23 protein-coding genes are annotated in these 26,247 nt (G+C 61.2%); 7 read left to right on the top strand and 16 right to left on the bottom strand.

Going from position 1 to position 26,247, the window contains the following annotated elements; translation table 11 throughout:
- Positions 1-105: 105 nt before the first annotated feature.
- Positions 106-738 carry a TetR/AcrR family transcriptional regulator gene (locus ACM6I7_RS13925; RefSeq protein ID WP_027610513.1) on the top strand — a complete coding sequence of 211 codons (633 nt, stop codon included), beginning with the start codon at positions 106-108 and terminating at the stop codon, positions 736-738.
- 161 nt (positions 739-899) lie between these two features.
- Here the strand turns inward: ACM6I7_RS13925 and ACM6I7_RS13920 are convergent, their stop codons facing one another.
- The 8 genes from ACM6I7_RS13920 to ACM6I7_RS13885 all read right to left on the bottom strand — a co-directional run bounded on the left by ACM6I7_RS13920 (position 900) and on the right by ACM6I7_RS13885 (position 8,196).
- Entirely contained in the window at positions 900-1,115 is a 216-nt protein-coding gene (locus tag ACM6I7_RS13920; RefSeq protein ID WP_007967989.1) for a TOBE domain-containing protein, read from the bottom strand.
- 33 nt (positions 1,116-1,148) lie between these two features.
- The gene (ssuB, locus tag ACM6I7_RS13915; protein ID WP_095137604.1) at positions 1,149-1,955 is read right to left on the bottom strand and encodes an aliphatic sulfonates ABC transporter ATP-binding protein; all 807 of its coding nucleotides are present in this window, start codon (positions 1,953-1,955) and stop codon (positions 1,149-1,151) included.
- Positions 1,952-2,734, bottom strand: coding sequence for an aliphatic sulfonate ABC transporter permease SsuC (gene ssuC, locus ACM6I7_RS13910; RefSeq protein WP_097089595.1), 783 nt, complete (start codon positions 2,732-2,734; stop codon positions 1,952-1,954). Before ssuC ends, ssuB begins: the two co-directional genes overlap by 4 nt.
- Positions 2,735-2,742: 8 nt before the next feature.
- Positions 2,743-3,891 (bottom strand): FMNH2-dependent alkanesulfonate monooxygenase, encoded by a 1,149-nt coding sequence (gene ssuD, locus ACM6I7_RS13905; RefSeq protein ID WP_003229262.1) that lies wholly within the window; start codon positions 3,889-3,891, stop codon positions 2,743-2,745.
- 25 nt (positions 3,892-3,916) lie between these two features.
- The gene (locus tag ACM6I7_RS13900) at positions 3,917-4,897 is read right to left on the bottom strand and encodes a sulfonate ABC transporter substrate-binding protein (protein ID WP_097089594.1); all 981 of its coding nucleotides are present in this window, start codon (positions 4,895-4,897) and stop codon (positions 3,917-3,919) included.
- A gap of 89 nt (positions 4,898-4,986) precedes the next feature.
- A complete protein-coding gene (gene ssuE / locus ACM6I7_RS13895) occupies positions 4,987-5,580 on the bottom strand; it encodes an NADPH-dependent FMN reductase (protein ID WP_096797603.1) in 594 nt (197 codons plus the stop codon).
- Positions 5,581-5,911: 331 nt separating this feature from the next.
- A complete protein-coding gene (locus ACM6I7_RS13890; RefSeq protein ID WP_097089592.1) occupies positions 5,912-6,550 on the bottom strand; it encodes a peroxiredoxin in 639 nt (212 codons plus the stop codon).
- Positions 6,551-6,846: 296 nt separating this feature from the next.
- On the bottom strand, positions 6,847-8,196 hold the full coding sequence (locus ACM6I7_RS13885) for an OprD family porin (RefSeq protein WP_097089590.1): 1,350 nt from the start codon (positions 8,194-8,196) through the stop codon (positions 6,847-6,849).
- 364 nt (positions 8,197-8,560) lie between these two features.
- Between ACM6I7_RS13885 and tauA the strand changes: the two genes are divergently transcribed.
- Positions 8,561-9,556 (top strand): taurine ABC transporter substrate-binding protein, encoded by a 996-nt coding sequence (gene tauA / locus ACM6I7_RS13880; protein WP_097089588.1) that lies wholly within the window; start codon positions 8,561-8,563, stop codon positions 9,554-9,556.
- 124 nt (positions 9,557-9,680) lie between these two features.
- Here the strand turns inward: tauA and argA are convergent, their stop codons facing one another.
- A complete protein-coding gene (argA, locus tag ACM6I7_RS13875) occupies positions 9,681-10,979 on the bottom strand; it encodes an amino-acid N-acetyltransferase (RefSeq protein WP_007967974.1) in 1,299 nt (432 codons plus the stop codon).
- Positions 10,980-11,246: 267 nt separating this feature from the next.
- Positions 11,247-12,401, bottom strand: a complete 1,155-nt coding sequence (gene argE / locus ACM6I7_RS13870; protein WP_414888740.1) for an acetylornithine deacetylase — start codon at positions 12,399-12,401, stop codon at positions 11,247-11,249.
- Positions 12,402-12,557: 156 nt separating this feature from the next.
- Between argE and ACM6I7_RS13865 the strand changes: the two genes are divergently transcribed.
- Complete coding sequence (locus tag ACM6I7_RS13865) at positions 12,558-13,928, top strand: inorganic triphosphatase (protein WP_150370120.1); 1,371 nt, start codon at positions 12,558-12,560, stop codon at positions 13,926-13,928.
- 89 nt (positions 13,929-14,017) lie between these two features.
- Here the strand turns inward: ACM6I7_RS13865 and ACM6I7_RS13860 are convergent, their stop codons facing one another.
- Positions 14,018-14,482 carry an Lrp/AsnC family transcriptional regulator gene (locus ACM6I7_RS13860; protein WP_027610503.1) on the bottom strand — a complete coding sequence of 155 codons (465 nt, stop codon included), beginning with the start codon at positions 14,480-14,482 and terminating at the stop codon, positions 14,018-14,020.
- A 126-nt stretch (positions 14,483-14,608) separates the two neighbouring features.
- On the opposite strand from ACM6I7_RS13860, the gene ACM6I7_RS13855 reads away from it, so the two are divergent.
- The 3 genes from ACM6I7_RS13855 (at position 14,609) to ACM6I7_RS13845 (ending at position 17,208) form a co-directional block, all read left to right on the top strand.
- A complete protein-coding gene (locus ACM6I7_RS13855; RefSeq protein ID WP_096796142.1) occupies positions 14,609-14,947 on the top strand; it encodes a hypothetical protein in 339 nt (112 codons plus the stop codon).
- Between the two features lie 90 nt (positions 14,948-15,037).
- Entirely contained in the window at positions 15,038-16,822 is a 1,785-nt protein-coding gene (locus ACM6I7_RS13850) for a GspE/PulE family protein (RefSeq protein ID WP_414888739.1), read from the top strand.
- Positions 16,823-16,887: 65 nt separating this feature from the next.
- Entirely contained in the window at positions 16,888-17,208 is a 321-nt protein-coding gene (locus tag ACM6I7_RS13845) for a DUF2388 domain-containing protein (RefSeq protein WP_177409030.1), read from the top strand.
- Positions 17,209-17,397: 189 nt separating this feature from the next.
- Here ACM6I7_RS13845 and gcvP read toward each other — a convergent pair whose 3' ends face one another.
- Complete coding sequence (gcvP, locus tag ACM6I7_RS13840) at positions 17,398-20,271, bottom strand: aminomethyl-transferring glycine dehydrogenase (protein ID WP_414888738.1); 2,874 nt, start codon at positions 20,269-20,271, stop codon at positions 17,398-17,400.
- A gap of 156 nt (positions 20,272-20,427) precedes the next feature.
- Here gcvP and ACM6I7_RS13835 point away from each other — a divergent pair, with 156 nt between their 5' ends.
- The gene (locus ACM6I7_RS13835; protein ID WP_096796140.1) at positions 20,428-21,570 is read left to right on the top strand and encodes a DegT/DnrJ/EryC1/StrS family aminotransferase; all 1,143 of its coding nucleotides are present in this window, start codon (positions 20,428-20,430) and stop codon (positions 21,568-21,570) included.
- Positions 21,571-21,626: 56 nt separating this feature from the next.
- Here ACM6I7_RS13835 and gcvH read toward each other — a convergent pair whose 3' ends face one another.
- From gcvH to ACM6I7_RS13815, 4 genes are all read right to left on the bottom strand, one after another.
- Positions 21,627-22,010, bottom strand: coding sequence for a glycine cleavage system protein GcvH (gene gcvH, locus ACM6I7_RS13830; RefSeq protein ID WP_027610498.1), 384 nt, complete (start codon positions 22,008-22,010; stop codon positions 21,627-21,629).
- Positions 22,011-22,059: 49 nt separating this feature from the next.
- Entirely contained in the window at positions 22,060-23,142 is a 1,083-nt protein-coding gene (gcvT, locus tag ACM6I7_RS13825; protein WP_414888737.1) for a glycine cleavage system aminomethyltransferase GcvT, read from the bottom strand.
- 156 nt (positions 23,143-23,298) lie between these two features.
- Positions 23,299-24,915 carry an ABC transporter permease gene (locus tag ACM6I7_RS13820; protein ID WP_285373065.1) on the bottom strand — a complete coding sequence of 539 codons (1,617 nt, stop codon included), beginning with the start codon at positions 24,913-24,915 and terminating at the stop codon, positions 23,299-23,301.
- Positions 24,916-25,114: 199 nt separating this feature from the next.
- Positions 25,115-26,119, bottom strand: coding sequence for an extracellular solute-binding protein (locus ACM6I7_RS13815; protein ID WP_183782961.1), 1,005 nt, complete (start codon positions 26,117-26,119; stop codon positions 25,115-25,117).
- Between the last annotated feature and the right edge of the window lie 128 nt (positions 26,120-26,247).

The following is a 26,247-nucleotide window of genomic DNA, read 5'->3' as shown; positions in this document are numbered from 1 at the left end:
TTGGGGTCGCTTCGCAACCCATCGGGGATAAATCCCCTCGCCACAGGTCGGCAGACAACACACGGCGCGGCTCGTACAATGCCCGCTGCCCCGCAGGAGACTTCCATGACGCGTCCCGCCCCCGTCCGCAAACCCCGTGCCCGCAGCCAGGCGCGGATCGACTCGATACTCGAAGCCGCGCGTACGCTGCTGGCCGCCGAGGGTGTGGCCAGTCTGTCGATCTACAGCGTCGCCGAACGCGCGCAGATTCCGCCGTCATCCGTGTATCACTTCTTCGCCAGCGTCCCGGCACTGCTCGAAGCGCTGACCGCCGACGTGCATGCGGCGTTTCGCGCCTGCCTGCAAGCGCCGATCGACCACGACGCCCTGCGCGACTGGCGTGACCTGTCGCGGCTGGTCGAAGAGCGGATGCTGGAGATCTACGACGAAGACGCGGCGGCCCGCCAGTTGATCCTCGCCCAGCACGGCCTGACCGAAGTGACCCAGGCGGACCGCCAGCACGACATCGAACTCGGCGACCTGATGCACAAGCTGTTCGACCATCACTTCGAATTGCCGCGCCTGCCCAGCGATGTCGATGTGTTCGCGCTGGCGATGGAACTGGGTGACCGCGTGTATGCGCGCTCGGTGCAGCAGCACGGGCAGATCACACCGCGCATGGCCGAGGAAGGGATGCGGGTGTTTGATGCCTATATCGGGCTGTATCTGCCGCCTTATCTGCCCAAAAGAATTCTCTAGCGTCTTTACTGGCCTCTTCGCGAGCAGGCTCGCTCCCACATTTGGAAAGCGGTTCCCTGTGGGAGCGAGCCTGCTCGCGAAGGCCGCACCGCGAACTTCAAGACAGACACAAAAAACCCCGAAGGGCTCACGCCTTTCGGGGTTGTTTTTTACTCACCGGCTTACAACTTGGCGATCGACACCTCGGTGGATTTCACGAAGGCGATCACCTCGCTGCCCACCGCCAGTTCCAGCTCCTTGACCGAGCGGGTGGTGATCACTGAAGTGACGATGCCGGAAGCGGTTTGCACGTCGATTTCCGACAGCACGTCGCCGAGAACGATCTCCTTGATCGAGCCTTTGAACTGGTTGCGCACGTTGATGGCTTTGATAGTCATGGCTTTGATTCCTGTCGTTGGATGTAACTTGAGTTATTGCGCCCAGCGCAATTGCGTAGGCAGTGGTGAAACAGGTTCCGGCTCCGGCGGCTCGCCGGGCAGGGACAGAACACGGTTGAGCACTTCGGTTTCCAGCGCCGCCAGTCGATGCGATCCGCGCACTCGCGGGCGTGGCAGCTCCACTTGCAAGTCGAGGCCGACTTCGCCGTCCTCGATCAGAATCACGCGGTCGGCAATCGCCACCGCTTCGCTGACGTCATGGGTCACCAGCAGCACGGTGAAGCCATGCTTCTGCCAGAGGCGTTCGATCAGTTGCTGCATCTCGATCCGGGTCAGCGCATCCAGCGCACCCAGCGGCTCGTCGAGCAACAGCAGGCGCGGCTGGTGAATCAGCGCCCGGGCCAGCGCCACACGCTGCTTCTGCCCGCCGGACAAGGCGGCCGGCCACTCGTTGGCGCGATCGGCCAGACCCACCGCTTCCAGCGCCTCCAGTGCTTGCGGGCGCCAGTTGCCCTTAAGGCCAAGGCCGACGTTGTCGATGATCTTTTTCCACGGCAGCAACCGGGCTTCCTGGAACATCAGCCGGGTGTCTTCCCGCGCATCGCTCAGCGGCGCGGCGCCGGCCAGCAGGTCGCCGCCAGTCGGTTGGTCGAGGCCGGCGAGCAAGCGCAGGAAGGTGCTCTTGCCGCACCCGCTGCGCCCGACCACGGCGACGAATTGCCCCGCCGGAATGTGCAGGTCGATGTCGCGCAACACCTGCCGCGCGCCAAAGGTTTTCTGCAGGTTGCGCACCACCAGCGGAATCCCGCGCAGCAGGCGTGGAGGTTGTTGAGCGGTCATGCCGCACCTCCTTTGGCAACCTGATAGGCCGGATGCCAGCGCAGCCACACCCGCTCAAGAGCACGGGCGGCGAGATCAGCAAGCTTGCCGAGTACCGCGTAAAGCAGGATCGCCAGCACCACCACGTCGGTCTGCAAAAACTCCCGGGCATTCATCGCCAGATAGCCTACGCCGGAGCTGGCGGAGATGGTTTCGGCAACGATCAGCGTCAGCCACATGAAGCCCAGCGCAAAGCGCACACCGACCAGAATCGAAGGCAGTGCCCCCGGCAGAATCACCTGCCAGAACAAACTGAAACCGGACAGGCCATAACTGCGCGCCATCTCCACCAACGCCGGATCGACGTTGCGGATGCCGTGATAGGTGTTGAGGTAGATCGGGAACAACGTGCCCAATGCGACCAGGAAAATCTTCGCCGACTCGTCGATGCCGAACCACAGAATTACCAACGGAATCAGCGCCAGGTGCGGCACGTTGCGGATCATCTGCACCGAGCTGTCGAGCAGGCGTTCGCCCCACTTCGACAGGCCAGTGATGAAGCCCAGCACCAGACCGATGCTGCCGCCGATGGTGAAACCGAGTGCCGCGCGCCAGCCGCTGATTGCCAGGTGCGTCCAGATCTCGCCGCTGCGCACCAGGCTGACACCGGCCTCGATCACCGCCACCGGTGCCGGCAGAATCCGCGTCGACAACCAACCGGCTGACACCGACAACTGCCACACCGCCAGCAGGAGCACCGGCAACGCCCAGGGCGCGAGGCTGTGGATAAATTTGTTCATGGCGCGCCTCAGCTCTGCGACGCGGCTTTGGGAAGAATATCGTTGGCCACCATCTCGCCGAACGGGCTGACATAACCGGCGCTTTTCGGCAGTTCCGGACGCTCGATGTCGAGGTGCGGGAACAGCAGTTCAGCGACGCGGTACGATTCTTCGAGGTGTGGATAACCGGAGAAGATGAAGGTGTCGATACCCAGATCCGCGTACTCCTTCACGCGGGCGGCCACGGTTGGACCATCGCCGACCAGCGCAGTACCGGCACCGCCACGCACCAGGCCGACGCCGGCCCACAGGTTGGGGCTGACTTCGAGGTTGTCACGACTGCCGCCGTGCAGCGCGGCCATGCGTTGTTGACCGACCGAGTCGAAGCGCGCCAGCGATGCTTGCGCACGTTTGATGGTGTCATCGTCCAGATGCGAGATCAGCCGGTCGGCTGCTTGCCAGGCTTCGGCGTTGGTTTCGCGCACGATCACATGCAGACGAATGCCGAAGCGCACGGTACGCCCGAGTTTGGCGGCTTTGGCGCGCACTTGTTCGATCTTCTCGGCCACCGCGGCTGGCGGCTCGCCCCAGGTCAGCACCATCTCGACCTGTTCGGCGGCCAGATCCTGCGCCGCTTCCGAGGAGCCGCCGAAGTACAGCGGCGGACGCGGTTGCTGAATGGGTGGATAAAGCAGCTTGGCGCCCTTCACGCTGATGTGTTCGCCGTCGTAATCGACGGTTTCACCTTCCAGTACTCGACGCCAGATGCGGGTGAATTCCACCGAGGCTTGATAGCGTTCTTCGTGGTTGAGGAACAGACCATCACCGGCCAACTCTTCCGGGTCACCGCCGGTCACCAGGTTGAACAGCGCACGACCGCCGGACAGACGATCCAGGGTCGCTGCCTGTCGCGCCGCCACCGTCGGGGAAATGATCCCGGGGCGCAGGGCGACAAGGAATTTCAGACGCTGGGTCACCGGGATCAGCGACGCGGCGACCAGCCACGAGTCTTCGCAGGAACGGCCGGTGGGAATCAGCACGCCGCCAAAGCCCAGACGATCCGCCGCTTGCGCGACCTGTTGCAGATAACCGTGGTCGACGGCGCGAGCGCCTTCGGCGGTGCCAAGGTAATGGCCGTCGCCGTGGGTAGGCAGGAACCAGAAGATGTTGAGGCTCATGGAGTGGTCTCCTTGGGGATTCGATTTACTGGGTTTGGCTAACCGAGCTTTGGGCCACAGCGGCCGGTGGTGTCCAGATCACATCCTTGATGCTCAACGGCTTGGGAATCAGCTTGAGCTGGTAGAAGGTGTCGGCGATTTTCTGTTGCGCGGCGACTACTTCCGGGGTCAGGAACAGCGCACCGTAGCCCTGGCGCTTCACCGAGGTCAGGGTGATGTCCGCCGGCAGGCCGAGCAGTGGCGCAACCTGTTGGGTCACGTCTTCAGGGTTGGCTTTGGACCACTCGCCGACAGCGCGCACTTCTTCGACGAGGGTCTTGATCACCTCGGGATTTTTCTGCGCGTAAGGTTTGGTCGCGAGGTAGAACTGATGGTTGTCGACGATGCCTTTGCCGTCACGCAGGGTGTGCGCTTGCAGCTGTTGCTCGGCAGCGGCCTGGTACGGGTCCCAGATCACCCAGGCATCGACACTGCCACGCTCGAACGCGGCGCGGGCATCGGCCGGCGGCAGGAACACGGTCTGGATATCGGAGTATTTGAGGCCGGCATCTTCCAATGCGCGAACCAGCAGGTAGTGCACGTTGGAGCCTTTGTTCAGGGCGACTTTCTTGCCCTTGAGATCCGCTACCGATTTGATTGGCGAGTCTTTCGGTACGAGGATCGCTTCGCTGTTCGGCGCTGGCGGTTCGTAGGCGACGTAAAGCAGATCAGCGCCGGCAGCCTGAGCGAATACCGGAGGGGTTTCGCCGGTAACACCGAAGTCGATCGAGCCAACGTTCAGGCCTTCCAGCAGTTGCGGGCCGCCGGGGAATTCAGTCCATTGCACGTCCACGCCTTGGGCGGCCAGACGCTTTTCCAGCGTGCCTTTGGCTTTGAGCAGCACCAGCGTGCCGTACTTCTGGTAACCGATCCGCAATGTCTCGGCTTGAGCTTGAGTGATGGCGCCGAAGGTGACAGCCGCAGCAAACAGAGCGACCAGACCACGACGCAAAAATACAGTGCGCATAGCGCTCTCCTTTTTGCTGTTGGGTTTTGGCTGCACCTGCTTGGCCGTTAGCGGCTGAGTAAGGTGAGTGGAGCAAATTCGGGTGAAGCTCAAATGCTCCAGCGAGCACTCAATAAACGTTCATTCAACAGGCCCGGCTCCAGCGGTTTCGGCCGGCGGGCCATGGCACTGACAAATTGATCCAGTGCTTCATGCAGACGCTGTTCCAGCGCTGGCGCCAGTTGCGCCTGGGCGCTGCCTTCGCCGTAAGCGATCTGGCTGTCCTCGGCGAAAATCCCTTGCAGCATTTCCTGGGCCTTCAATGCCGACAGCACAGGCTTGAGCGCGTAATCGACCACCAGCATGTGGGCGATGCTGCCGCCGGTGGCCATCGGCAGAACAATCTTGTGGTTCAAGGCGCGTTCGGGCAGCAGATCGAGTACGGTCTTCAGCGCCCCGGAAAACGACGCCTTGTACACCGGCGTGGCGATCAGCAGACCGTCAGCGTTTTCAATCTGCGCCAGCAGGTCGAGCACCTTCGGGCTGTCGAAGCGGGCGTGGAGCAAATCTTCGGCCGGGAAGTCCCGCACCTGATAACTCACCACTTCCACCCCTTGCGCCTGCAACCAGCGTTGCGAGCGCTCAAGCAACACTCCTGAGCGGGAGCGCTGGCTAGGACTGCCACCGAGTGAGACGACCAGCATTCAGACGATTCCTTGCGTGTTACAGGCGATTCGCGGGTTGCGATCTCGCTTCGATGGGAGTGACCTTACCAGCTGATTTATATATCCATAAATCATATTTATTCATTTGGTTATGCGTTTAAGAGATATGCGATTTGCTTTGTTCCGGGCAAAAAAACAGGCCGTGAAAACGGCCTGAAATCCCCTGCTTTGTGGTTCTGGATTCTCAATTCTGTGTTGCCTGGACTGGCGTCTTCGCGAGCAAGCCCGCTCCCACAGGGGAACGCATTTCAAATATAGGAGTGAGCTTGCTCGCAATGACGGTGGTGGCTACACCGCCAATCTCACTGATTCACTTATTCGGCTGCGGCGTCAGGCGCAGGTATGGCTTCACAGCACGATAGCCTTTGGGGAAGCGCCGCTTGATCTCTTCCTCATCCTTGAGCGACGGCACGATCACCACCTCTTCACCGTCCTGCCAGTTGGCCGGGGTGGCCACTTTGTAGTTATCGGTGAGTTGCAGCGAATCGATCACCCGCAGAATCTCGTGGAAGTTGCGCCCGGTGCTCGCCGGGTAGGTGATGGTCAGGCGGATCTTCTTGTTCGGGTCGATGACGAACAGCGAACGCACGGTCAGGGTGTCGTTGGCGTTCGGATGGATCAGGTCATAGAGGTCGGAAACCTTGCGATCGGCATCGGCCAGGATCGGGAAGTTGACGATCGTGTTCTGGGTTTCGTTGATGTCCTCGATCCACTTGTGGTGCGAGTCCACCGGGTCGACCGACAGCGCGATGGCTTTGACGTCGCGCTTGCTGAACTCATCCTTGAGCTTGGCAGTGAAGCCCAGCTCGGTGGTGCACACCGGGGTGAAGTCGGCCGGGTGGGAGAACAGCACGCCCCAGCTATCGCCCAGCCACTCGTGGAAACGAATCTTGCCGGCGCTGGAATCCTGTTCGAAGTCGGGGGCGATGTCGCCAAGTCTGAGGCTCATGGTGCTGCTCCTGATGAGTTGTTGGAGAACTCAACTGTAGCTTGGGATTCGACATCATGAAAAAGAATAAATAAATAGACATCTAGAATCTAAAGGAATATTAAACATCGTTCACTGGACGCTCGCCCGCATCGCGACCACCATCGCCCTCAAGGTTCGAGAAGGCCTTGAGTAGCTGCAAAAGAGGGAAATTTCGGGACAGGCTTACGGGGGTGAGTCTGACCCGGAAATGCAAAAGCCCCGTCCGGCGCGATGCCGGACGGGGCTTTTTTTACATCAACAGCTTGAACGCGCTATTACAGCAGCGGGATCGAGTAGCTGACGATCAGGCGGTTTTCGTCCTGGTCGCGCTGACCTGGGATATCGTTGCGCCAGGTAGCGTTTTTCCACATGAAGCCCAGGTTCTTGGCCGGGCCTTCAGGAATAACGTAACCGATGGTCAGATCGCGTTCCCACTCGGAAGCACCGGTACCGTTCTCACGACGGTTGGAGCCAACGGTGTCGATATCATCGCCACGCAGGTAGACCAAACCGGCGGTCAAGCCAGGCAGGCCGACTTTGGCGAAGTCATACGAGTAGCGAGCTTGCCAGGTTTTCTCGCCGGCACGACCGAACTTCTGGATCTGCATGTCGGTGATGGTGTAGTTCGACGAACCGTCGCCCTGGTTCAGCCAAGGGAAGTCGGAGCTGCCGTTGGAAACCTGGTAGCCGCCACCGAAGGTGTGGCCTTCAACGGTGTACAGGAACAGGCCGCTGTACAGATTGTTGTCGATCGGGCCTTTGCCGCTGACGTTGCCGACGTAGTTACCGTTACCGAAGTAGGCTGCGGTGTTGCCATTGGCGCCGTCGTCGCTGCTGTGGAAGTAGCGGAAGTCAGACTTCAGCACGCCCGGGCCGATTGCCCAGTTGTGAACCAGACCCAGGAAGTGTTGCTTGTAGAAGTCTTCCAGGTTGCCGTAGTAGTACTGGGCAGTCAGGTCCTTGGTGATTTTGTAGTCACCACCGGCGTAGTAGAACTTGTTGCTGTTGGCAACGCGAGCGTTCGCACCACCAACGGACAGGTTCTCGTTGTTGCTGGAGTTACGACCTTTCACTGCTTCGATCTGACCAGCGACCAGGGTCAGGTCCTTGATCTCGCCGGAAGTGATCTGGCCACCCTGCCAGGTTTGTGGCAGCAGACGACCGTCGTTTGTCACGATGACCGGGTTTTTCGGCTGCAGAGTACCCAGCTTCAGTTCGGTCTGGGAGATCTTGGCTTTGGCGGTCAGGCCCAGGCTCGAGAAGTTATCAACAGCTTCGCCGTTGGACTTGCTCGGGAACACAGTGCCGCCGTAGGAAGTCGAGGTTGCACCGTTGGTGCCGCCACCCGAATCCAGACGTACGCCCAGCAGGCCGATGGCGTCGATACCGAAGCCAACGGTGCCCTGGGTGTAACCGGAGATGAAACGCAGATCGAAGCCTTGGCCCCATTCTTCGTTCTTGTTCTGCGCGCCAGCCGCTTTGGTGCCGGAGTCACGGTTATCGTTGTTGATGTAGAAGTTGCGCAGGCCCAGAGTGGCTTTGCTGTCTTCGATGAAACCGGCGGCGCCTGCCTGCTGCGCCATAACCCCTACGGCCACAGCCAGGGCCAAGGTGGACTTGTTCATGTAAAGCTCCTCTCGTTTCTAATTCTTGTGTTCCTGGCCCGGGGTCTGATGCCCTGGATCCTAAGATGCGCGATTAGCGCCAGACCGTGACTGACAAGTCAATCGTAACCTTGTGTGTCTACGACCAAGGTCTAATCGCAGTGATTTGGTCCGTGCAGAGTAAAGATTTCCTGATAAACCCAAAAAGAATTTATTCATTCTTTTTCATATCATTCGGGAATATGGCCACTATCTCGCCATCCTCGCCCGGATACAACGTATCGGCGACTAAGCTCATTCCTAAATGGTATTTGTTAGCCTTTTTTTATATCGATTAGCTTTGGCGCAACCCCAATTCGTCAAACCCTATCGAAAAGGCGACGCCATGATGGCTAAACGCGCACTATCTAGTCAATTTGTTACAGTTTGTGTGTCGACGCTGATTTGTTTTTCCGCGCAGGCTGCCAACCTCACCATCGGTTATCAAACCGGGATCGACCCCAGCAAAGTCCCCCAGGCCGACGGTACTTACGAAACAACCATCGGCCAGAAGATCGACTGGCGACGCTTCAATAGTGGCCCGGAAGTTGTGACAGCCATTGCCTCCGGCGATGTGCAGATCGGCAACCTCGGTTCCAGCCCGTTGGCCGCCGCGGCTTCGCGAAACCTGCCGATTGTTGCCTTTATTGTTTCGGCGCAGATCAATGCCGCCGAAGCCTTGGTGGTGCGCAATGGCAGCGGGATCAACACCCCGCAGGACCTGGTCGGCAAGACCATCGCCACGCCCTTTGTTTCCACCTCCCACTACAGCTTGCTCGGCGCACTCAAGCACTGGGGTCTGGACACCATCAAAGTCAAAGTGGTGAACCTGCAGCCGGCGGAAATCGCAGCAGCCTGGAAGCGTGGGGATATCGATGGCGCGTTCGTCTGGTCGCCGGCGCTGGGGGAAATCCGCAAGACCGGCAAGACCCTGACCGATGCCGCTCAAGTCGGCCAATGGGGCGCACCGACCTTCGAAGTCTGGGTCGCGCGCAAGGATTACGCCGAGAAGCATCCTGACGTCGTCGCGAAGTTTGCCAAAGTCACGCTGGATTCATTTGCCGATTACGCAGCGCATAAAGACAGCTGGACGGCTGACTCGGCGCCGGTTCAGAAAATCGCCAAACTGACCGGTGCCAATGCCGCCGATGTACCGGAACTGCTGGCCGGTTCAGCCTTCCCGGATGCCAAGGCACAGCAATCCACCGCACTGCTGGACGGCGGCACGGCCAAGGCGATTGGTGAGACGGCGAAGTTTTTGAAGGAACAAGGCAAGGTCGAGACGGTGCTGCCGGACTACTCGCCGTACGTCAGTGCGAAGTTTGTAACCGAAAACAATTGAATAGGTGGCGAGGGGATTCATCCCCGATGGACTGCGCAGCAGTCCCCTGCTTTTGCTGAAGCGGGGGCCGCTGCGCGGCCCATCGGGGATGAATCCCCTCGCCACAAAAGTCCTTCGCTAATCTTCAGAGGGTCTTTTCGAAGATCTTCGAGTTACGCTGATAGTTGTACAGCGACGCCCGCGCCGCCGGCAGGCGCTCGACGCTGCTAGGTTCGAACCCGCGCTCGCGGAACCAGTGCGCCGTGCGGGTGGTGAGGACGAACAGGGTTTTCAACCCTTGCGCCCGGGCACGGGTCTCGATGCGCTCCAGCAGCTCATCGCCGCGACCACCGTGGCGATACTCCGGATTCACCGCCAGGCACGCCAGCTCACCGGCATCCGAATCGGCAATCTGGTACAGCGCCGCACAGGCGATGATCATCCCTTCGCGCTCGACCACGCTGAACTGCTCGATCTCGCGCTCCAGCACCTCGCGCGAACGACGTACCAGAATCCCCTGCTCTTCCAGCGGACTGATCAAATCGAGCAAACCACCGACGTCCTCAATCGCCGCCTCGCGCACCAGCTCGAATTGCTCTTGCGCGACCAGTGTGCCGCCACCGTCGCGGGTGAACAGTTCGGTCAGCAGCGCGCCGTCTTCGGCGTAGCTGACGATATGGCTGCGCGCGACACCGCCACGGCAAGCCTCGGCGGCGGCATCCAGCAGCTCCGCCTGATAGTTGTTGCCCAGACGCGCCAGATGCGCCGGCACCTGTTGCGGACGCAGTTCGCGCACCAGTTTGCCGTTCTCGTCGATCAGACCGAGGTCGGCGCCGAACAGCAGCAGCTTGTCGGCACCGAGGTCGATGGCGGCGCGGGTGGCGACGTCTTCGCAGGCGAGGTTGAAGATTTCCCCGGTCGGCGAGTAGCCCAGCGGCGACAGCAGCACGATCGAACGCTCGTCGAGCAGACGATTGATGCCTTTGCGATCGACCCGGCGCACTTCACCGGTGTGGTGATAGTCGACGCCTTCGAGCACGCCGATCGGCCGCGCGGTCACAAGGTTGCCGCTGGCCACCCGCAAGCGCGAGCCCTGCATCGGCGACGAGGCCATGTCCATCGACAGCCGCGCTTCGATAGCGATACGCAGCTGACCGACCGCGTCGATCACGCACTCCAGCGTTGCCGCATCGGTGATGCGCATGCCGTGGTGGTAGTGCGGGGTCAGGCCGCGCGCAGCGAGGCGGGTTTCAATCTGCGGGCGCGAACCGTGGACCAGCACCAGGCGCACGCCGAGGCTGTGCAACAGCACCAGGTCGTGGACGATGTTGCCGAAGTTCGGATGCTCCACGCCGTCGCCGGGCAGCATGACGACGAAGGTGCAGTCGCGGTGGGCATTGATGTAAGGGGACGCGTGACGAAGCCAATTGACGTATTCGGGCATGAACCTGGGCCTGTAATAAATAGCAGCCGGAAATAAGGGCGAAACGGAAAACGCACAGCGGGCTGATGGTTATCGTCGGAACAGGCTTGGCGACACGCGCGCTCTCCTCATGAATACGGGTTGGGGTGCTGGCAATTTACAGCGTTTGATCGGATAAAACACATACCTCCTGTGGGAGCGAGCCTGCTCGCGAAAGCGGTGTATCTGTCGACATTGAGGTGTCTGGAATGGCGCTTTCGCGAGCAGGCTCGCTCCCACAGGGGTTGATCATCGTTCGTCAGCTGTCAGGCAGTAATGTTCAATCAACTGCCGCAATAGATGCACGGTAGGCTGCAAACGTGACATTTCAAGGTATTCGCCGGGCTGGTGTGCACAGGCGATGTCGCCGGGGCCAAGCACGATGGTTTCGCAGCCAAGGCGCTGAAGATAAGGCGCTTCGGTGCCGAACGCTACTGCTTCGGCACTGTGGCCGGTGAGCTTTTCAGCAATGCGCACCAATTCGGTGTCTTCGGCCTGCTCGAATGGCGGCACTTCCGGAAACAACGGCTGGTAGTCGATCTTCACCTGATGACGTTCCGCAACCGGATTGAGCTTGCGCAGGATTTCCGCACGCAGGACTTTCGGGTCCATGCCCGGCAACGGGCGCAGATCGAACTCCAGCGAACACTGGCCGCAGATGCGATTCGGATTGTCGCCGCCATGAATACAGCCGAAGTTCATGGTCGGCTGTGGAACGCTGAACTGCGGGTTGTTGAATTCACGCTGCCACAACAGACGCAAACCGCGCAGCTCGCCAATGGCATCGTGCATCGCTTCGAGGGCGCTGTGGCCCAGGCGCGGATCCGACGAATGGCCGCTCTGCCCGAGGATATCGATGCGCTCCATCATGATGCCCTTGTGCATGCGGATCGGTTTGAGCCCGGTCGGCTCGCCGATCACCGCCGCACGGCCCAGTGGCTTGCCGGCCTCGGCCAGCGCCCGGGCACCGGACATCGAGCTCTCTTCATCACAGGTGGCGAGGATCAGCAGCGGTTGCTTGAACGGCTGGTCGAGCAGCGGCTGCACGGCTTCGATGATCAGCGCGAAAAAGCTCTTCATGTCGCAACTGCCCAGCCCGACCCAGCGGCCATCGACTTCGGTGAGTTTCAGCGGATCGGTCTGCCACAGCGCATCGTCATAAGGCACGGTATCGCTGTGCCCGGCCAGTACCAGGCCACCGGGGCCACTGCCGAAACTCGCGAGCAGGTTGAATTTACCGGGGCTGACCTGCTGGATATCGCAGCTGAAGCCCAGATCACCCAGCCAACCGGCAAGCAAATCGATCACCGCCCGGTTGGACTGATCCAGGCTCGGTTGGGTGCAACTGACCGACGGTGCGGCGATCAGTGCCGCGAACTGGTCTTGCATGGATGGCAAAGGCATCGCTGACTCCAACTCCCGATTTGAAGTCCATCATAGAGCCATCCGGCGCTCGGAATAAACCGCCGCAGGGCGTAGGAAGTTTGAGTCCTGTACACTGCACGGCCTTGGCAGCCACACATTCCCCCGGCTGCGCTCCCGATCCTGGATTTTCCGGCCATGCAGAAAGAAACCGAAATCAAACTCCGCGTCAGCCGCGAAACCCTCGCGGCCCTGCGCGAGCACCCGCTACTGAAAAAACGCAACAAAAATGGCTGGGAACGCCGTGAGTTGATGAACCAGTACTTCGACACCCCCGAGCGCGATCTGGCTCAGGCCAAAGTCGCCCTGCGTCTGCGCAAGGACGGTGACGAAGTGATTCAGACCCTCAAGACCCGCGGCCAGAGCGTGGCCGGTCTGTCCGAGCGTAATGAGTACGACTGGAAATTGCCCAAAGCCAAGCTCGACGTGAAGAAACTCGACGGCGAATGCTGGCCCGAGTCGCTGGCCGAGCTGGACAAGAAAACCCTGAAGCCGATCTTCACCACCGATTTCGTCCGCGAGCGCGCGGAAATCGCCTGGGGCCGCGGCAAGGCCAAAGTGGTTATCGAAGCCGCGCTGGACCTCGGTCACGTGGTGGTCGGCAAGCAGAAAGAAGAAATCTGCGAGCTGGAACTGGAACTGCGCGAAGGCGACCCGGCCGCGCTGCTGGAGCTGGCCGCCGAACTGGCCGAGACCCTGGCCCTGATGCCGTGCGACATCAGCAAGGCCGAGCGCGGCTACCGTCTGTACGACGCCAACAGCTACTCGCTGAGCCTGCCCGCGCCGCAACTGACCCCGGAAACCCAACTCGACGACGCCTTCGCCGCGCTGGCCTGGCACTTGCTCGGCAGCAGCCAGCGTCTGGCCGAACAATATCGCTTCAACGGCCACTGGCGCCTGCTGCAGGACTGGGTCGAGAACCTCGCGGAAATGCGCGCCCTGCTCAGCAGCCTCGGCCAGGCCGCACCGCGTCCGGCCACTCACGACCTGCGCGTGGCGCTGGACGCATTGCTGGAAGACTGGCGCCCACTGGTTCAGGTCGGTATCGAAGACGAAGACGTACGCAAGGCCGCGCCGGAGCAATTCCTCGAAGAACTGGAAGACCCACGCTGGGGCCTGTTCTCGCTGACTGTTTCGCGCTGGCTGCTGGCCCGCACCTGGGCCGCCGAGCGCAACACCCGCGGCAATCGTCAGGGCGCCGCGCAACTGCACAGCTGGCTGCCGCGCATGCTCGGCGAAGAAGCCACGTCCCTGCAACTGCAGCGCTATCAGCAGCAGCCGGAAGATCTGGCCGAGCAACTGCCGCGCATCGAACGCATCCAGGTCTGGCTGCACCATGCGCGTAACGTGCTGGAGATCGCGGAAATGGATCGCCTGTACGGCGAGCTGAACAAACTGGCGCAACTGGCCAACGAACCGACCATCACTGACGAACTGCTCGATGCGCGCAAGCAGCAGGCGATTGCGGTTTATCAGAATCGTGCGTGGAAAATGCTGCTGCGCATGTAAAACCGCTTTCGCGAGCAGGCTCGCTCCCACATTGGAATGCAATCCCCTGTGGGAGCGAGCCTGCTCGCGAAGAGGCCATCTGCCTTACCTCAGACAGGCAAGCTTGTTGTGGACTTGATCTCCGACAGCGCCACAATCGAGTTCACCTCCTGAATCCCTGGCACCAGCGACAGCTTTTCGAAGAAGAATCGCTCATACGCCTCGATGTCCGCCGCGACAATCCGCAACAAAAAATCCACCGCACCCATCAGCACATAACACTCCAGCACTTCCGGAAAACCGCGAATCGCCTCGGTGAATTCGGTGAAGTTCGAACGCCCGTGGGCGTTGAGTTTGATCTCGGCGAAGATCTGCGTGTTCAGGCCGATCTTCTTGCGATCAAGCAAGGTCACCTGCCCGCGAATGATCCCCTCCTCCTTCATCCGCTGAATCCGCCGCCAGCACGGCGACTGCGACAGTCCCACCTGCTCGGCGATCTGCGCGCTGGACAGTGACGCGTCCTCTTGCAGCAAGGCGAGAATCCGCCGGTCGTAGCTGTCCAGCTCGCTGTGCATAACCAATCCTCAAAGTGATCATTTTTCGAATCGTTCTAGTCGATCAATCCGCGAATCCGCTCATCTTAGACAAGAAATGCCCGACACCGAATGTAAAAATTCCTCCACTGACTCTGGAGACCGGACATGCCTCACCTCGAAGCCGTGAATACCCCTGCGCCCCGCGCCGATGTGTGGAACGTCAACAACGCGCACTGCTGTGCGCGTTATCAGTTGCTCGCCGAAGCCGAGCCGGATCTGTTGGTGCGGGTGCTGAATCTGTTTGCGCTGCAATTCCTCACGCCGCAACAGGTCCACGTCGAGCGGCTCGACGATCTGCTGTCGATCGATATCGTCATTGACGGTCTGAGCTGGCATCGCGCCCAGGTGATTGCGGAAAAACTTCGTAACCTGATCAGCGTCTGCTCGGTGAACCTGCAAGACGCCGACACGGCGTGGGCTGCGCCGGCCCAGGCGTCCGGCTGACAAATCCGGCAACGGCTTTGTCGGGTAGTGGCCCAACAGTCTGCGGGGCCACGACTATCCTTTGCGCACAGTCGTTCAAAAGGAGCCCGCATGTCCGTTCAACTCGCCACTCAGGACCGCTGGCTGGATCTCAACGATGTGTTGCGTGAGCTGGTCGCCCAAGGCTTTATCAGCCAGGACTCGGCGGAGCAGGCGCTCAACGCCCGGCGCCGCCATGCGACCCACGGCCAGCAACATCCGCTGGAGTTCATCGCCAGCCAGCAACTGGATGACCTCAGCCGTCCAGGCAAACATCTGGACCTGGAAAGCCTGACCCTATGGCTGGCGCAGCAGGCCGGCCAGCCGTACCTGCGCATCGACCCGTTGAAGATCAACGTAGCCGCAATCACCCCGCTGATGTCCTACGCCTTTGCCCAACGGCACAAGATTCTTGCGGTAGCGGTCGACCGCGATGCGGTGGTGGTCGCCAGCGCTCAGCCTTACGTCACCGGTTGGGAGGCCGACCTGACCCATGTGCTGAAGCTGCCGATCAAACGGGTGGTCGCCAACCCGGCGGATATCCAGCGCTTCAGCGTCGAGTTCTTCCGCCTCGCCAAATCGGTCAGCGGCGCCAACAACGCCGATCAGCAAAACGGCAACCTCGGCAACTTCGAACAACTGCTCAACCTCGGCGCCAGTGATCAGGAGCCGGACGCCAACGACGCGCACATCGTCAACATCGTCGACTGGCTGTTCCAGTACGCCTTCCAGCAGCGCGCCAGCGATATCCACATCGAACCGCGCCGCGAACAGGGTACCGTGCGCTTTCGCATCGATGGCGTGTTGCACAACGTCTATCAATTCCCGCCGCAGGTGACCATGGCGATCGTCAGCCGCCTGAAAAGCCTCGGGCGGATGAACGTCGCCGAGAAGCGCAAACCCCAGGACGGCCGGGTCAAGACCAAGACCCCGGACGGCGGCGAAGTGGAACTGCGGCTCTCAACGCTGCCCACCGCGTTTGGCGAAAAAATGGTCATGCGGATCTTCGACCCGGAAGTGCTGCTCAAGGACTTCGATCAGTTGGGCTTTTCCGCCGATGACCTGCGCCGCTGGCAGGACATGACCCGCCAGCCCAACGGCATCATCCTGGTCACCGGGCCGACCGGTTCGGGCAAGACCACCACGCTCTACACCACGCTGAAGAAACTGGCGACGCCGGAGATCAACCTCTGCACCATCGAAGACCCGATCGAAATGGTCGAGCCGGCGTTCAACCAGATGCAGGTCCAGCACAACATCGACCTGAGTTTCGCCGCCGGGGTACGCGCGCTGATGCGGCAAGACCCGGACATCATCATGATCGGCGAGATTCGCGACCTGGAAACCGCGGAAATGGCGATTCAGGCGGCACTCACCGGCCATCTGGTGCTGTCGACCCTGCACACCAACAATGCCCCCAGCGCGATCAGTCGGCTATTGGAACTCGGCGTGCCGCACTATCTGATTAAAGCCACGGTGCTCGGGGTCATGGCCCAGCGTCTGGTGCGCACCCTGTGCCCGCACTGCAAGGTGCCGCTGACGCTGGAAGAGGAAGACTGGCAAACCCTGACCCGGCCCTGGCAGGCGCAGCTGCCGGGCAATGCGCAACGCGCTATCGGTTGCCTGGAGTGTCGCGACACCGGTTATCGCGGACGCGCCGGGGTCTACGAAATCATGCAGTTGAGCGATAGCCTCAAAGCGCTCATCACCCCGGACACCGACCTCACCGCCATCCGCCGGCAAGCCTTCAAGGAAGGCATGCGCAGCCTGCGCCTGTCGGGTGCGCAGAAGGTCGCGGCGGGGCTGACCACCCTCGAAGAAGTGCTGCGGGTGACACCGCAGAGCGAGCAGAAATAGGCCACTACGGAACCGGATTGGCGAATCGTTATCCAACGCCGTAGTTAACCCCCAGGAGTCACTCAATCATGCGTCTCAAACTTGCTGTCGCCACCGTTGCCTTGCTGTCCCTTCCCGTTGGTTCAGCGATGGCCGACAGCTTTTGGCGTAACGTCATTTCGTCCGGCGCCACCACCGGTTCGACCTACCTGACCTTCAAGGATCACAAGCTGATCGTTGCCGCACAGGACGATGCCGGCAGCTTCGTTGCCAGCGATGGCGGCATCCGTGGGCCGTACCTGGAAGCGGCGATGCAGAAAGTCCGCGCCGACAATCCGGGCCTGCAGGCCACGGACATGGAACTGGCGAATGCGATTCTGGCGAAGAACGCAGTGGCTTCCGAGTAAGCAGGGCGCCACAAAAATGCCGCTCGATCGAGCGGCATTTTTTTGCCCGTAATGTCGAATTCACCACGCCGCCCCCCTGTGGGAGCGGGCTTGCTCGCGAAGGCGGTGGGTCAGACACATGTATTTCTCTGACACGACGCCTTCGCGAGCAAGCCCGCTCCCACAATGGCTCTGCGGGTTGCCTGAAGATCAGCGGTAATCGTCTACCGGGACGCAGGCACAAAACAGATTGCGATCCCCATAAACGTTATCCACCCGATTCACCGCCGGCCAATACTTATGCGCCTTGGTGTGCGCATCCGGGGTGATGCCCTGTTCGATGCTGTAAGGCCGCTCCCAGACTCCGGTGACGTCGGCCAAGGTATGTGGAGCACGCTTGAGCGGGTTGTCTTCCGCCGGCCAGTTGCCGTTCTGCACTTCGGTGATTTCTGCGCGAATGCTCAGCATGGCGCCGATGAAACGATCGAGTTCGGCCTTGGACTCGCTCTCGGTCGGCTCGACCATCAACGTCCCTGGCACCGGGAATGACATGGTTGGCGCGTGGAAGCCATAGTCCATCAGACGCTTGGCGACGTCTTCTTCGCTGATCCCGGTCTGCGCCTTCAACGGCCGCAGATCGAGAATGCACTCATGGGCCACCCGCCCGTTGCGCCCGGTGTAGAGCACCGGGAATGCACCGGATAAATGCTGCGCCAGATAGTTCGCGGCGAGGATCGCCACTTCGCTGGCATCCGCCAGTTGCGGCCCCATCATCGCGATGTACATCCAGCTGATCGGCAAAATGCTCGCGCTGCCCCACGGCGCCGCGCTGACCGCGCCGTTCTGTGGCAGCGGGCCGTCAATCGGCACCACCGGGTGATTGGCAACGAACGGCGCCAGATGCGCGCGAATACCGATCGGCCCCATGCCCGGCCCGCCACCGCCGTGGGGAATGCAGAAAGTCTTGTGCAGGTTCATGTGCGACACGTCGGCGCCAATGTCCGCCGGCCGCGCCAGCCCGACCTGCGCATTGAGGTTCGCGCCATCCATGTACACCTGACCACCATGCTTGTGGATAACTTCGCAGATTTCGCTGATGCCCTCCTCGTACACGCCGTGAGTCGATGGATAGGTCGCCATCAGGCACGACAACTTGTCCCCCGCCTCGGCAGCCTTGGTTTTCAGGTCGTCCAGATCGACGTTGCCGGCCTCGTCGCACTCGACGATCACCACGCGCATCCCGGCCATCTGCGCCGAGGCCGGGTTGGTGCCATGGGCCGAGGATGGAATCAGGCAAATGTCCCGTGCGCCCTGCTGCCGGCTCTCGTGATATTTGCGAATCGCCAGCAGCCCGGCGTACTCGCCCTGAGCGCCGGAATTGGGCTGCATGCAGATCGCATCGAACCCGGTGATCGCGCACAACCAACGCTCCAGTTCTTCAATCATCAAGGTGTAACCGACCGCCTGTTCCCGTGGCGCGAACGGGTGCAGATTGGCGAACTGCGGCCAGGTGATCGGGATCATCTCGCTGGTGGCGTTGAGTTTCATGGTGCAGGAGCCCAGCGGGATCATCGACTGGTTAAGCGCCAGATCCTTGTTCTCCAGTTGCTTGAGGTAGCGCAGCATCTCGGTTTCGCTGTGATGCGCGTTGAACACCGGGTGGCGCAGGTACGGCGTGTTGCGCTGCAGGTGGTCGGGAATGCCGGAAACCAGTGCTTCTGCGTCAATGTCGTCGACGTTCAAACCATGATCGGCACCGAGCAGCACATCGAACAGCTTCGCCACCGTGTTTTCATCGCACGTCTCGTCGAGGCTCAACCCCACTCGGCCACGGCCGAGAATCCGCAGGTTGATCTGCGCGGCCCTGGCACTGTCAATGATCGCGGTCTGCGCACCACCCACCTCCAGCGTGAGGGTGTCGAAAAACTGTGCGTTGATCCTTTGGATGCCATGGCGCTCAAGGCCCGCCGCCAGGATGCAGGTCAAGCGGTGCACGCGCTGGGCGATGCGTTTCAAGCCTTGCGGCCCGTGATACACCGCGTAGCAACTGGCGATGTTGGCCAGCAGCACCTGCGCGGTGCAGATGTTCGAGTTGGCCTTCTCGCGGCGAATATGTTGCTCACGGGTTTGCAGGGCCATGCGCAACGCGACGTTGCCACGAGCGTCTTTCGACACGCCGATGATCCGCCCCGGAATCGCCCGTTTGTACTCCTCGCGGCTGGCAAAAAACGCCGCATGCGGGCCACCGTAGCCCATCGGTACGCCAAAGCGCTGGGACGAACCGAACACCACATCCGCACCCAGTTCACCCGGCGGCGTCAGCAGCAACAGGCTCAGCAGATCGGTGGCGACACAGGCCAACGCCTGCTGCGCGTGCAGTTTATCGATTACCGGGCGCAGGTCACGAATCTCGCCGTGGGTGTCGGGATACTGCAGCAACGCGCCGAACACCTGATGCTGGTTGAGGTTATCCACAGCGTCGATGATCAGCTCGAAGCCGAAACCTTCGGCGCGGGTCTGCACCACGGAGATGGTTTGCGGATGACAGTTCTCATCGACGAAAAACAGATTGCTCTTCGACTTCGCCACACGCTTGGCCAGCGCCATGGCTTCTGCAGCGGCGGTGGCTTCGTCGAGCAACGAGGCGTTGGCCAGTTCAAGCCCGGTGAGGTCGATGGTCAGTTGCTGGAAATTCAGCAGCGCTTCGAGACGGCCTTGGGCGATCTCCGGTTGATACGGGGTGTAGGCGGTGTACCAACCGGGATTTTCCAGCACATTGCGCAGGATGACCGTCGGCGTGAGCGTGCCGTGGTAGCCCATGCCGATCAGGCTGGTCCAGACCTGATTCTGCTCGGCGTAACTGCGCAGCTTGGCCAGCGCCGTCTGCTCATCAAGGGCCGGCGGCAAGTCCAGCGCCCGATTCAGGCGAATGCCCGGCGGCACCGTCTGCTCGATCAGTTCGACCCGGCTGCCCAGACCGAGGCTGTCGAGCATCGCCTGTTGTTCGGCGGCGTCGGGGCCCAAATGGCGGCGCAGAAAGGCTTCGGGGTCGCATAACTGGCTCAAGGATGGCAACTGGGACATGACGGGCTCTCTCTTGGCTGGCGCTCGGCGTCAATGCAACACGGTCAAACCAGCATAGCAGCCGATCCCGACGCGCACGGCTTGGCGGCAGAGGGGGTTCCGGGGCATGCTGTAGCGCCTGCATCAGGCGTCCAACCTTCGGATGATCCAATCCTCATGAACCAACTGCCGTTCCTGCCGTTTTCCAAACCTGTCATTGATGAAGCCACGATTGCCGCCGTCGGCGATGTGCTGCGTTCCGGCTGGATCACCAGCGGGCCGAAGGTCCAAGCCTTTGAAGCACAGTTGTCGGAATACTTCGGCGGACGCCCGGTGCGCACCTTCAACTCCGGCACCTGCACCATGGAAATCGCCTTGCGCATCGCCGGCATCGGGCCGGGTGACGAAGTGATCACCACGCCGATTTCCTGGGTCGCCACCGCCAACGTGATCCTCGAAGTCGGCGCCACACCAGTGTTTGCCGACATCGATCCGGTGACCCGCAACATCGATCTGGACCAGTTGGAAGCGGCCATCACCCCGCGCACCAAAGCGCTGATTCCGGTGTACCTCGCCGGCCTGCCGGTGGACATGGATCGGCTATATGCCATCGCGCGCAAACACAATCTGCGTATCGTCGAAGACGCCGCTCAGGCCCTGGGTTCGAGCTGGAACGGCCAGCGCATCGGCGCCACCGGCGATTTCGTGTCGTTCAGTTTTCAGGCGAACAAGAACGTCACCTGCTCCGAGGGCGGCTGCCTGGTGCTGAACACCCCGGAAGAGGCGCGGCTGGCGGAGAAGTACCGCCTGCAGGGCGTGACCCGCAACGGCTTTGATGGTCTGGACGTCGATGTGCTCGGTGGCAAGTTCAACATGACCGACATCGCCGCCACCATCGGTCTGGGTCAATTCGCCCATATCGAGGCGCTGACCGCCCATCGTCAGGAACTGGCCCGGCACTACTTCAAATGTTTTGGCGATGACTTTGAAGCGACTTATGGCGCCCAACTGCCACCGGCGGACTTTACCCAGAGCAACTGGCACCTGTTCCAACTGGTCCTGCCGGAGCGCAAGGACGGCTTGCCGGCCCGCGCCACGTTCATGGAACAGATGCAGGCCAAAGGCATCGGCATTGGCTATCACTACCCACCGATTCACTTGCTGAGTCTGTACCGCGAGCGCGGTTTCAAGGAAGGCATGTTGCCAGTTGCCGAGCGCGTTGGACGCTTGATCGTGTCATTGCCGATGTTCACCACCATGACCAAGGACGACGTCGAGCGTTCGGTGGCGGCAGTGAAAGCGGTATTGCGCGACGCCTGATCGACGCCTACAAAAAAGCCCCGAGAGATCGGGGCTTTTGCAGTATTACAGTCTGCTTATTCGCCGATGGCAGCCTTGTAGGCAGCAGCGTCCAGCAGCTTGTCCAGCTCGGCCTTGTCGCTTGGCTTGAGCTTGAAGATCCATGCGGCGTACGGATCGTTGTTCAGCTCTTCCGGCGAGTCAGCCAGCGTTTCGTTGACCGCGATCACTTCACCGCCGATCGGGGAGTAGATGTCGGACGCGGCCTTCACCGACTCGACAACACCGGCAGCCTCACCGGCAGCAAACACCTTGCCGACTTCGGCCAGTTCAACGAACACCACATCGCCCAGCGCTTCCTGCGCGTGATCGCTGATGCCCACGGTAACGGTGCCGTCGGCTTCCAGGCGTGCCCATTCATGACTTTCGGCAAAACGCAGTTCAGCGGGGATATTGCTCATGCTCGGTGTCCTCAAGAAAATTGTCAGCGGTCAGGCCCGCCGGAAAAGGTCAGATCAAGGTTTTACCATGGCGCACGAAGGTCGGTTTGACCACTCGTACCGGATACCACTTGCCACGGATTTCCACTTCGGCGCGGTCGGCGGTAGCCATCGGTACACGCGCCAGGGCAATCGATTTGCTTAGCGTAGGAGAGAAACTACCACTGGTGATCTCTCCTTCGCCAACATCGGCGATACGAACCACTTGATGGGCGCGCAAAACACCGCGCTCCTCAAGCACCAGACCCACCAGTTTGTGCGCAACGCCGGTGGCTTTTTCCGCTTCCAGGGCCGAGCGACCGATGAACTGCCGCGAGGCCGGTTCCCAGGCGATGCTCCAGGCCATATTGGACGCCAGCGGCGAGACATCCTGATGAATGTCCTGGCCATAGAGGTTCATCCCGGCTTCGACCCGCAACGTGTCGCGGGCGCCGAGGCCGATTGGCGAAATGCCGGCACCGACCAGATCGTTGAAAAATCCCGGCGCCTGCTCGGCCGGCAAGGCGATTTCCAGGCCGTCTTCACCGGTATAACCGGTGCGGGCGATGAACCAGTCGCCATCGACTTCGGCTTCGAACGGTTTGAGGTGCTGGATCAGTGCGGCGCGTGACTGGGTCACCAGTTCGGCAATCTTCTGCCGGGCCTGCGGGCCTTGAATGGCGAGCATCGCCAGATCCTGACGCTCGTGCAGATGCACGTCGTAACCGGCGACCTGCGCCTGCATCCACGCCAGATCCTGGTCACGAGTGGAGGCGTTGAACACCAGACGATAACGGCCTTCGAGGCGATAGACGATCATGTCGTCGACGATGCCGCCACGTTCGTTGAGCATCGTGCTGTAGAGCGCGCGGCCGGGGCGATGCAGGCGTTCGACGTCATTGGCCAGCAAATGCTGCAGCCAGGCCTTGGCCTGGGGGCCGTTAATGTCGATAACGGTCATATGGGAAACATCGAACACCCCGCAATCGCGGCGCACCTCGTGGTGTTCCTCGACCTGCGAGCCGTAATGCAGTGGCATGTCCCAACCGCCAAAATCGACCATCTTCGCGCCGAGGGCGAGATGCAGGTCATACAGAGGCGTACGCTGTCCCATGGGTTTCTCCTTCCGGGCGTGGCGAAGGTGCGGACAGCCGCTGTACGGGGTGAAAGCCTCGAAATAGAAGGCTTTCAGCCGATTTCAGCGAACGGGTCTGTCAGACGAACCGCACCGAATGCCGCGCATTGTAGCCGCATGATTCAGGACTGACGACTAAGTGTTTCGGTGCGCCGAGCGGCGGATCAGGCCGATGACCGGTAACAGGCCGACCAACACCAGGGTCAGCGCCGGCAGCGATGCCCGCGCCCATTCCCCTTCACTGGTCATTTCGAAGATCCGCACCGCCAGCGTGTCCCAGCCAAACGGGCGCATCAGCAGGGTCGCGGGCATTTCCTTGAGCACATCGACGAACACCAGCAACGCCGCGCTCAGTGTGCCGGGCAGCAACAGCGGCAGATACACTTTGAAAAACAGTCGCGGCCCACTGACACCCAGACTACGTGCCGCTTCGGGCAAAGACGGCCGTATACGCGCCAGACTGTTTTCCAGCGGCCCGTAGGCCACCGCGATAAAGCGCACCAGATAGGCCATCAGCAACGCCGCCAGACTGCCCAGCAGCAATGGTTTGCCGGCGCCGCCGAGCCAGCCCGACAGCGGAATCACCAGTTCGCGGTCGAGATAACTGAACGCCAGCATGATCGACACCGCCAGCACCGAACCCGGCAGCGCATAACCAAGATTGGCCAGACTGACCCCGGAACGGATCGCCCGGGTCGGCGCCAGACGTCGGGCAAACGCCAGCAGCAGCGCGACGCTGACGGTGATCAACGCCGCCATGCCGCCCAGATACAGGGTGTGCAGGATCAGCCCGGCATAACGCTCATCGAGATCGAAGCGCCCGCGCTGCCAGAACCATACGAGCAGTTGCAGCAACGGAATCACGAACGCGCAGGCAAACACCAACGTGCACCAGCCGGTCGCCGCGAACGCCTTTAGCCCGCGCAGCTGATACAACGCCTTGACCCTGGGGCGCTCGTTGCTCGCCCGGTTGGCGCCACGTGCGCGCCGCTCGCCATAGAGCACCAGCATCACCACCAGCAGCAACAGGCTCGCCAGTTGCGCGGCGCTCGGCAGGCTGAAGAAGCCGTACCAGGTCTTGTAGATGGCGGTGGTGAAGGTGTCGAAATTGAACACCGAAACAGCACCGAAATCCGCCAACGTCTCCATCAGCGCCAGCGCCACACCGGCGCCAATCGCCGGACGCGCCATCGGCAACGCCACCCGCCAGAACGCCTGCCATGGCGATTGCCCGAGTACCCGCGCCGCCTCCATCAAGCCTTTGCCCTGCGCGAGAAACGCGGTGCGCGCCAGCAGGTAGACGTAGGGATAAAACACCAGCACCAGTACCACAATCACCCCGCCGGTAGAGCGCACGCGCGGCAGGCGCAGGCCGCTGCCGAACCACTCACGCAGCAGGGTTTGCACCGGGCCGGCATAGTCCAGCAGACCGACAAAAACGAACGCCAGCACATAGGCCGGAATGGCGAATGGCAACATCAGCGCCCAGTCGAGCCAGCGCCGTCCGGGGAATTCGCAGAGGCTGGTGAGCCAGGCGAGGCTTACACCGAGCAGCGTCACGCCGACGCCGACGCCGAGCACCAGCGTCAGGGTGTTGCCGAGCAGGCGCGGCATCTGGGTTTCCCACAGGTGCGACCAGATCTGCTGATCGATGGTCTGCCACGACAGCAGCAGGACACTCAGGGGCAACAGCACCAGCGCGGCAATGGCGAGGACGATGGGGTACCAGCGGCGTTGGGCGGGGTGAGCCAAGGGGGTTCTCTAATAAATCGTGGGTCGGCGCAAGCGTAACGCCAGCCCCAATTGTGGCGAGGGGATTTATCCCCGATGGGGTGCGAAGCACCCCCAATGTCGTCAATCAAGGCGTACTGATACACCGCGGGCGTAGCCTTTACGAATGCTGCGCATCCGATCGGGGATAAATCCCCTCGCCACAGGATATAACCAGGTTTTAGTTCCAACCCGCCCGATCCATCATCCGGATCGCTTCCGCCTGACGCTTGCCCGCCACTTCCACCGGCAAGGTGTCAGCGACGAACTGGCCCCACGCCGCCACTTCTTCCGAAGGCTTCACCGCCGGGTTGGCCGGGAATTCCTGGTTGACGTCGGCGAAGATCTTCTGCGCCTCAGGCGTGGTCATCCACTCGACCAGCGCCTTGGCTGCTTCCGGATGCGGTGCGTGTTTGGTCAGGCCGATGCCCGACAGGTTCACGTGTACGCCGCGATCGGCCTGATTCGGCCAGAACAGTTTCACCGGCAGGTCGGGCTTCTGCTTGTGCAGGCGACCGTAGTAGTAGGTGTTGACGATGCCGACATCGCACTGCCCGGCGTTGATCGCCTCCAGCACCGCTACGTCGTCGGAGAACACATCGGTGGACAGGTTGTTGACCCAGCCCTTGAGGATTTTCTCGGTCTTCTCGGCGCCGTGCACTTCGATCATGGTCGCGGTCAGCGACTGGTTGTAGACCTTCTTCGCCGTGCGCAGGCACAGGCGTCCTTCCCAGTTCTTGTCGGCCAGCGCTTCGTAGGTGGTCAACTCGCCCGGCTTAACGCGCTCGGTGGAGTAAGCGATGGTCCGCGCGCGCAGGCTCAGGCCAGTCCAGGCATGGGTGGACGAACGGTATTGCGCGGGAATATTGGTATCGATGGTTTTCGAGGTGAATGGCTGGAGGATGCCCATCTGCTCGGCCTGCCAGAGGTTGCCGGCATCGACGGTGAGCAGCAGGTCGGCGGTGGCGTTTGCACCTTCGGCCTTTATCCGCTGCATCAGCGGCGCTTCCTTGTCCGTGATGAACTCGATCTTCACCCCGGTTTTCGCGGTGTAGGCGTCGAACACCGGTTTGATCAACTCATCGATACGCGAGGAGTAGACCACCACCTCGTCGGCGGCCTGGGCGGCAGTGCTGCCGATCAGGGTCAGGGCCAGTGCGGTCAGGAGACGCTTGGGTGCCAACATGGGAGTGATCTCTCGGTCGGAAAATGTGGGCCAAATGATAAGGACTCACATTTACCAGCTCAATCGAACACTTGGGCAAGGAGTTACCAGATGTTGCACAAGCTGAAATTCATGGCATCGGTTCTGGC

This window comes from Pseudomonas sp. IT-93MI4 (assembly GCF_949767635.1).
GTDB classification, from domain to species: domain Bacteria; phylum Pseudomonadota; class Gammaproteobacteria; order Pseudomonadales; family Pseudomonadaceae; genus Aquipseudomonas; species Aquipseudomonas putida_A.
Note: the sequence above shows the minus strand (reverse complement) of the source record. Positions and strands in the feature narration are given on the sequence as shown.

Coding starts and splice junctions, on each gene's coding strand:
- argA (WP_007967974.1), bottom strand. CDS start 10,979: ATGCCCGAATACGTCAATTGGCTTCGTCACGCGTCCCCTTACATCAAT.
- ssuD (WP_003229262.1), bottom strand. CDS start 3,891: ATGAGCCTCAACATCTTCTGGTTCCTGCCTACCCACGGCGACGGCCAT.
- ACM6I7_RS13890 (WP_097089592.1), bottom strand. CDS start 6,550: ATGAGCCTCAGACTTGGCGACATCGCCCCCGACTTCGAACAGGATTCC.
- ACM6I7_RS13815 (WP_183782961.1), bottom strand. CDS start 26,119: ATGTTGGCACCCAAGCGTCTCCTGACCGCACTGGCCCTGACCCTGATC.
- ssuC (WP_097089595.1), bottom strand. CDS start 2,734: ATGAACAAATTTATCCACAGCCTCGCGCCCTGGGCGTTGCCGGTGCTC.
- argE (WP_414888740.1), bottom strand. CDS start 12,401: ATGCCTTTGCCATCCATGCAAGACCAGTTCGCGGCACTGATCGCCGCA.
- ACM6I7_RS13835 (WP_096796140.1), top strand. CDS start 20,428: ATGAACCAACTGCCGTTCCTGCCGTTTTCCAAACCTGTCATTGATGAA.
- ACM6I7_RS13885 (WP_097089590.1), bottom strand. CDS start 8,196: ATGAACAAGTCCACCTTGGCCCTGGCTGTGGCCGTAGGGGTTATGGCG.
- ACM6I7_RS13920 (WP_007967989.1), bottom strand. CDS start 1,115: ATGACTATCAAAGCCATCAACGTGCGCAACCAGTTCAAAGGCTCGATC.
- gcvP (WP_414888738.1), bottom strand. CDS start 20,271: ATGTCCCAGTTGCCATCCTTGAGCCAGTTATGCGACCCCGAAGCCTTT.
- ACM6I7_RS13860 (WP_027610503.1), bottom strand. CDS start 14,482: ATGCACAGCGAGCTGGACAGCTACGACCGGCGGATTCTCGCCTTGCTG.
- ACM6I7_RS13900 (WP_097089594.1), bottom strand. CDS start 4,897: ATGCGCACTGTATTTTTGCGTCGTGGTCTGGTCGCTCTGTTTGCTGCG.
- ACM6I7_RS13865 (WP_150370120.1), top strand. CDS start 12,558: ATGCAGAAAGAAACCGAAATCAAACTCCGCGTCAGCCGCGAAACCCTC.
- ssuE (WP_096797603.1), bottom strand. CDS start 5,580: ATGCTGGTCGTCTCACTCGGTGGCAGTCCTAGCCAGCGCTCCCGCTCA.
- ACM6I7_RS13850 (WP_414888739.1), top strand. CDS start 15,038: ATGTCCGTTCAACTCGCCACTCAGGACCGCTGGCTGGATCTCAACGAT.
- ACM6I7_RS13925 (WP_027610513.1), top strand. CDS start 106: ATGACGCGTCCCGCCCCCGTCCGCAAACCCCGTGCCCGCAGCCAGGCG.
- ACM6I7_RS13855 (WP_096796142.1), top strand. CDS start 14,609: ATGCCTCACCTCGAAGCCGTGAATACCCCTGCGCCCCGCGCCGATGTG.
- gcvT (WP_414888737.1), bottom strand. CDS start 23,142: ATGGGACAGCGTACGCCTCTGTATGACCTGCATCTCGCCCTCGGCGCG.
- ssuB (WP_095137604.1), bottom strand. CDS start 1,955: ATGACCGCTCAACAACCTCCACGCCTGCTGCGCGGGATTCCGCTGGTG.
- tauA (WP_097089588.1), top strand. CDS start 8,561: ATGATGGCTAAACGCGCACTATCTAGTCAATTTGTTACAGTTTGTGTG.
- gcvH (WP_027610498.1), bottom strand. CDS start 22,010: ATGAGCAATATCCCCGCTGAACTGCGTTTTGCCGAAAGTCATGAATGG.